7 protein-coding genes are annotated in these 6063 nt (G+C 71.9%); 3 read left to right on the forward strand and 4 right to left on the reverse strand.

The window, feature by feature from the left end:
• Positions 1-17: 17 nt before the first annotated feature.
• Genes RIM90_RS29845 through RIM90_RS29860 form a run of 4 tightly spaced genes read right to left on the reverse strand, consistent with a single transcriptional unit; the run spans position 18 to position 3988 of the window.
• Positions 18-1265 (reverse strand): ABC transporter permease, encoded by a 1248-nt coding sequence (locus RIM90_RS29845; protein WP_375165608.1) that lies wholly within the window; start codon positions 1263-1265, stop codon positions 18-20.
• Between the two features lie 5 nt (positions 1266-1270).
• Positions 1271-1996, reverse strand: coding sequence for an ABC transporter ATP-binding protein (locus tag RIM90_RS29850; protein WP_309063861.1), 726 nt, complete (start codon positions 1994-1996; stop codon positions 1271-1273).
• Positions 1993-3444, reverse strand: coding sequence for a peptidoglycan-binding protein (locus tag RIM90_RS29855; protein WP_309063862.1), 1452 nt, complete (start codon positions 3442-3444; stop codon positions 1993-1995). The genes RIM90_RS29850 and RIM90_RS29855 overlap by 4 nt, the downstream gene beginning before the upstream one ends.
• A gap of 55 nt (positions 3445-3499) precedes the next feature.
• Positions 3500-3988 carry a hypothetical protein gene (locus RIM90_RS29860; protein ID WP_309063863.1) on the reverse strand — a complete coding sequence of 163 codons (489 nt, stop codon included), beginning with the start codon at positions 3986-3988 and terminating at the stop codon, positions 3500-3502.
• Positions 3989-4211: 223 nt separating this feature from the next.
• Here RIM90_RS29860 and RIM90_RS29865 point away from each other — a divergent pair, with 223 nt between their 5' ends.
• The 3 genes from RIM90_RS29865 to RIM90_RS29875 all read left to right on the forward strand — a co-directional run.
• The gene (locus RIM90_RS29865) at positions 4212-4628 is read left to right on the forward strand and encodes a hypothetical protein (protein ID WP_309063864.1); all 417 of its coding nucleotides are present in this window, start codon (positions 4212-4214) and stop codon (positions 4626-4628) included.
• A gap of 128 nt (positions 4629-4756) precedes the next feature.
• Complete coding sequence (locus RIM90_RS29870) at positions 4757-5713, forward strand: hypothetical protein (RefSeq protein WP_309063865.1); 957 nt, start codon at positions 4757-4759, stop codon at positions 5711-5713.
• A gap of 130 nt (positions 5714-5843) precedes the next feature.
• A partial coding sequence (locus RIM90_RS29875) for a helix-turn-helix transcriptional regulator (RefSeq protein ID WP_309063866.1) occupies positions 5844-6063 on the forward strand: 220 nt, incomplete at its 3' end.

The following is a 6063-nucleotide window of genomic DNA, read 5'->3' on the forward strand; positions in this document are numbered from 1 at the left end:
CAGGGCCGAGGACCCGGTCAGCGGCGCAGTGCCTCCACGGGTTGGATGCGGGACGCCCGCCACGAGGGGTAGAGGCCGGCGAGCACGCCGGTGAGGAGGCCGACGAACGGCGCGGCGGCCACCGTCGCCGGGTGGACCACCGGCGTCCAGTCGCGGACCGCGGAAACCGACACCACCGTGCTCACGCCGATCGACGTGCCCACTAGGCCGCCCAGCGCGCCCAGCGCCCCGGACTCGGCGAGGAACTGGCCCGTGATGTGCCGTCCGCGGGCTCCGAGCGCCCGGCGCAGGCCGATCTCTCCGGTGCGTTCGAGGACTGCCACCAGTGTGGTGTTGGCGATGCCGACCGCTCCGATGACCAGGCAGATCGAGGCGAGGAGCAGGAAGAGGCGGCCCATGTCGTCGTTGACGCCTGAGCGCAGCGTCCGGGGGTCCGGGGGCGGTACGGCCTTGAGGTACTCGGGGTGGTCGGGCCGCAGTGCGGTGGGGGCGAGTTCGGCCACCTGGGCGGCCGCACCTAGTTCGGTGGCCACCAGCATCTCGGCCCCGCCGTCGGGGAGGCCCCAGGTCTTCTCCGCGGTGGTGCGGGGCACGACGACCGACAGGAGGAGATCGGCCTTGCGCTTGGTGTCCTCCGCGATGCCGACGACGGTGAACGACTGGTCGCCGATGAACAACGCGGGCCGGGTCTCCAGGGTGGAGATGCCGAGCCGGGAGGCGACACCGGCGCCGATCACGGCCACGAACTCGCCCTGCTCGTCCATCCGCCGGTCGAACAGGCGGCCCTGGGCCAGGGTGGGCTCCGCCGCCTCGAGGACACCGGACGAGGCCGCCACCACGACGATGTCGGAGGCCTGCGCCTGACCGCCGACCGGGGCGGCGCGCACCGCCAGGGGGGAGTCGGAGCGGACCGTCCAGTACACGCCGCCGGCCCGCACGCCGTTCAGCGCGCCGATCCTCCGGTCGGCGTCGGCGGGGAAGCCGGGGCCCGCGAACTCGTCCTGTTCGCTCGCCACGTCCTTGACGGTCACTTCGGTCGCGGTCAGCGCGTTGAACCGGTTGTCGATCTGTGAGGATGTGGTCGCGGTGAGGCCGAGCACGGTGACGAAGGTGCCGACGCCGAGCACTGTGCCGAGCGCCGTCAGCGCGGAGCGGCCGGGGCGCTGCAGGATGCCGGCCAGCGCCTCGCCCATCAGGTCCCGGAACCCGAACACCGACAGCGGGACGGCGGGTTGGCGCCGGCGCCGGAGCGGCCACCTGATCAGCCGGATCACCGGGCGCACCTCTCCGCCGGTGCCGGGTCGCCGGCCCCTTGGCGCAGACGGCCGTCCCTGATGGTGACGGTGCGACTGCCGCGCCGGGCCACGTCGGGGTCGTGGGTGATGACCAGGACGGTCATGCCGTCCGCGTGCAGTTCCTCGAGGAGACCCAGTACGGACCGGGCGTTGCTGGTGTCGAGATTACCGGTGGGTTCGTCGCACAGGAGGAGGGCGGGCCGGGACACCAGCGCCCGGGCGATCGCCACGCGTTGCCGTTCGCCGCCGGAGAGCCGGGTGGGCGCGGACTCCGTCCGGTGTCCCAGGCCGACGCGCTCCAGGGCCTCGCGGGCGGCGGGCCCGCGCCTGGCGCGCGGGGTTCCGCCGTGGATCAGGGCGAGTTCGACGTTCTCCTGGGCGCTGCGGTGCGGCAGCAGGTGGAAGGACTGGAAGACGAAGCCGATGCGCCGGCCGCGTAGCGCGGTGCGTTCGGCGTCCCGGAGCGCGACGGTGTCGTGCCCGTCGAGGAAGTAGCGGCCGGCGGTGGGTTTGTCGAGCAGGCCCACGATGTTGAGGAACGTGGACTTGCCGGAGCCGGACGGTCCGACCACCGTGACGAAGTCGCCGCGTTCGACGGTCAGGTCGCACGGCTTGAGCGCCTCCACCGGCGGTGGTCCCGGGTAGGTCAGGGCGACCTGACGGAACTCGATGACCGGCGTGGCATCGCTGGGCGGGGTCACGGCGCCGTGACCCCCGCGTGCCCGGCGGCGACGCCGGTCACCACGCGGTCGTCCTCGGCCAGCGTGCCCTCGCGCACCGGCCGCACGGCCACGTACCCGTCGCCGCTGGTGCCGGGCCGCACCTCGACCCGCCGCTGCCGGCCTCCGTCGTCGACCACGGTGACGACCGTGCGGCCGTCCGCTCCCGCGGTGATCGCGGTGACCGGGACGACGAGGGCCTTGCCGTCGGTGGAAGCGGCCTTGATGGTCAGACGGACGTCCTGGCCGGTGAGCTGGGGGTCGAGCGCCTTGTCGGGGGTGATCCGCACCAGGTGGCCGGAGGCCGCGCCGACCGCCTCGGCCTGGCCGTCGGCGTCGGAAGGCCCGCCCGGCACGGTCATGGCGTCGGCCACCGAGGTGACCTTCCCGCTCGCGGTGACGTCGCTGAGCTCGGAGTGGATCTCCACGGGCTGGCCCGGGCGGAGCAGGCCCTTCTGGTACTCGGGGACGTACGCCTCCACCAGCAGCCGGCCCGAGGAGAGGACCATCACGGGGCCCTCGACCTGGTCGCCGACCCGGCCCTGCACGGAGCCGACCCGGGCCGGGAAGCGCTCCAGGAAGACGGCCTCGCCGGCGGGCAGGATCGGGCCGGACGTGGCCTGCACCTCGGCGTACGCCTCCTGGGCGGCTGCCAGGTCCTCCTGGGCGCGTTCGACGGCCCTGCCGGAGGCGCCGCCGGCGTCCTCCCCGGTGCCGCCCGCCTCGTCACGGGCGTCCTCCAGGGACCGCTGGGCGGCCCTCACCGAGCCCTCGGCGGCCTCCAGCGCGGCGCCCCCGTCCTCCTGGGCCGGCCTCGGGTCGTACCCGATCGACGCGTAGAAGGCGGTGAGCGCGGTCTTTGTCCCGGCGCCGAACGTGCCGTCCGGGTCGCCGCCGGTGGGATGGCCGAGTTCCTTCAACGCCTGCTGGAGCTGGGCGACGTCCTTGCCGGTGGCGCCGGGCCGCAGGTCGCGGTAGACGGGCACGGACCCCTTGAGCACGAACACCGGCCGGCCGGCCACCTCGAGCAGGACCTGCCCCTGCTTCAGCTCGGCGCCGGCCTCGGCGATGATCTTGGTGATCACCGCGCTGGCGCCCTCGCTGCCCGACATCTGCGGGGCCACCTTCACCGTCTGCCCGGCGACCGCCTGGCCGCGGGTGATCAGGCTGGACACCAGCACCCGGTGCTCCACGGGTGCCGTCAGCACGTCCCTTGCAGGGGGCCCGGCCTCCGCGGCGGCCTGTGCCGGTGACTTGATCACCAGCGATGCGCCCAGCCCGCCGGCCGCGACCAGCACCGCGCCCACGGCCACCGCCAGCACCCAGCGCCGGCGCCCGCGCAGACCGTCGCCCTTGCCCGGCGCGGCGTCCTCCGGTCCGGGCTCCGCCCCGGGCCCCGCCTCTGGCCGTTCCTCGACTTTCCTGGCCACTGCTGCTGTCTCCCCTTGTCCCCGCACCCGAGCTGTCCACCGGCCGGCGCCGGCGTCAGCCTCCGACGATCGCACCGTCCTCGGGACCACCGGGCACGCCCGCGCACTCCCGTACAGCCTCCCGCAGCTCCGGGTTCCCGGGCACCCCGGCGGCCGCCGGATCGACCTCACCGGTCTTGGGGGCGGGGTCGGGGAAGTTTTTGGACCCCTTCTCCCGGACACACTCGCTCTTCGCGCGGGCCGCCGCCAGTTCCTCCTCGGAGAGAGCGACCTCGGGTATCGCGGCCTGCTCCTGCGCGCATTTCTTGCTCGCCTCGGCCTCCACCGCCGGATCCGTGTTCTTGTCGACACGGAGCTGGCCGGGGTTGGGCGTCTGCGGTACCACGCCGTTGCTCTCCGGACAGCGGTAGTACGCGATCTCCTCGGGGCTCGCCTTCGCGGAAGCGGCCGGGACCGGTTCGTTCGGGCCGCCGCATTCGGTGAGGAACAGGGTCGCCGAGGGAACCGTCAGAACAGCTCCGACGGCAGGACGGACTGCGAGCACGCGGCAACTCCTGAGTGCGTCAGGCACAAGGCGAGGGGGGATGTACGAACTCACGGGCCCACGCAAGTGTTTGACGTCGCGACGGGTACCGGGGCAATGAAGCTATCAGTGTTCATGGCAGCTCCTCCACTGTCCCCCGCGTCAGTAGACGACCGTCCGGCTTCACTGTTTGATCTTGGACGGCGATCACCGCCGATCAGCGTTCATCACTCAGGGAGCAGTCATGATCCGAGACATCACCAAGCGCCGCCTGGCCACCCTGGCGGCCGCGACCGTCGCCACCGCCGGCATCGCGCTCACCACGGCCCCCGGTGCCGCGGCCTTCACCGTCAAGAACGGCTACCTGGAGACCTACGAGTTCGGGCTGTACTACAACTCGAACCAGGCGGGCTGCGTCTTCGACATCTACGACAACGAGGCCAACTTCTCGGGAGACAACTTCAAGAACGTCGGCGGCTGCGCCGGCGCCGGCCAGACCACCAACGACAACACGGCGTCGTACCGCAGCAAGGACGACGTGCACACCTACTACGTCTACACGGACGCCAACTACTGGGGCACTCGGGGCAGCCTGCCGCCCATGCACGTAGGCAACGCCAGCGACACGTTCAAGAACGAGATCTCCTCCGCCCACAACTGAGACATGGCGGCGATGCCGCCGCTCGTGACGCCGCGCCGGCTGCTGTTCCGCCCGTGATTCCCGGCCGGAACGGCAGCCCGGGCCGCGCATCGCCCCGTTCCCGTCCAGTCCCCACCCGTTAGGTCCCGATGCACTCCGCTCCGCTTCGCCGCTCGCTCGCCGTCCTGCCCCTCCTGCTCGCGGTGTCGCTCACCGCCTGCTCCCCGTCCGGGGGCGGGGGCGGGGGCGACGGGGAGGGGGAACCGGCGGTCGGGAAGGTGCCGGTGATGCTGGAGACCAAGGACGTCGAGCTGCCGCTGAACGCCTACGACGCCACCGGCGAGGAGCAGGCGTCCCTGAGTCGCGCGCAGCAGGAGCTCACCAGGCAGTGCATGGCCCGCTTCGGTTTCGACTACGTGACGACGCCGCCGGCCGAGGCACCCCGGACGGGCAACCGCTATCTCTTCGGCGTGGTCGACGCGCAGGAGGCGGCCCGGTACGGCTACCAGAACCCCACGGCTTCGGAGTCCCCGCAGCGGCCCGCACGCGCTCCGATGTCCAAGGCTGAGGAGCGCGTGCTCTTCGGCGAGGAGGATCTCGACGTCGGCACCATGCCGATGAACCAGCAGGAGGCGGAGCGGCGACAGAGCAGCGCTCCCAAGGTGAACGGCGAGGCGCTCCCGGTCGGCGGCTGCGGCCGGGAGGCGTACCTCAAGCTGTACGCGCCCCAGTCGGACGCCGTGGACATCATGTTCGTGTTCAACCTCAAGAGTGAGGCGGAGTCCCGGACCAAGGCGGACTCCCGGGTGCGGAAGAACGACCAGGAGTGGTCGGCCTGCATGAAGGACGCCGGTTATCAGGTCAAGGACCCGATGGAAGCCCCCTCCGAGCTCGGCTTCGAGGGAGCGACGCTGTCGTCGGCGGCCGCCGTCGCCGCGGCGACCGCCGACGTCGCGTGCAAGAAGAAGGTCAACCTGGTCGGCGTCCGGTACGCGGTGACCACCGCGTACCAGAAGCGGCTGATCGACAAGCACGCGCAGACGCTGGACCTGGCACGGCGGCAGCAGGAGGAACGGCTCAAGCTGGCCGCCGGGCTGTTGACCTGACGCCGCGGCACATCACACCGACGGGTTCCGGCCATTCCGAGGCCGAAACCCGCGGGGTCGTTCCGCTTCGCCCTCCGTCAGGTGATCATGGAAAACAGGTCACCCGAGAGCCGAACCGAAGGGCGCGTGAATGCGCGTACACATTCCCACCCAGTCCCCGATCGCGACGGCGCTCGCCCATGTCGATGCCCTCAGCGACCGGGAGGCGGAAGTCTTCCTGCTGATGGCCGAGGCACCCTCCTATGAGGCGATCGCCCAGCGGCTCGGCGTCACCCGGCGGACTATACGGTTCCATATGACGAAGATCAGGGAGAAGCTCGGCGACCTCTCCTACCCCCAGTTGTGCGTGG

This window comes from Streptomyces sp. (assembly GCF_031181555.1).
GTDB classification, from domain to species: Bacteria; Actinomycetota; Actinomycetes; order Streptomycetales; family Streptomycetaceae; genus Streptomyces; species Streptomyces fimbriatus.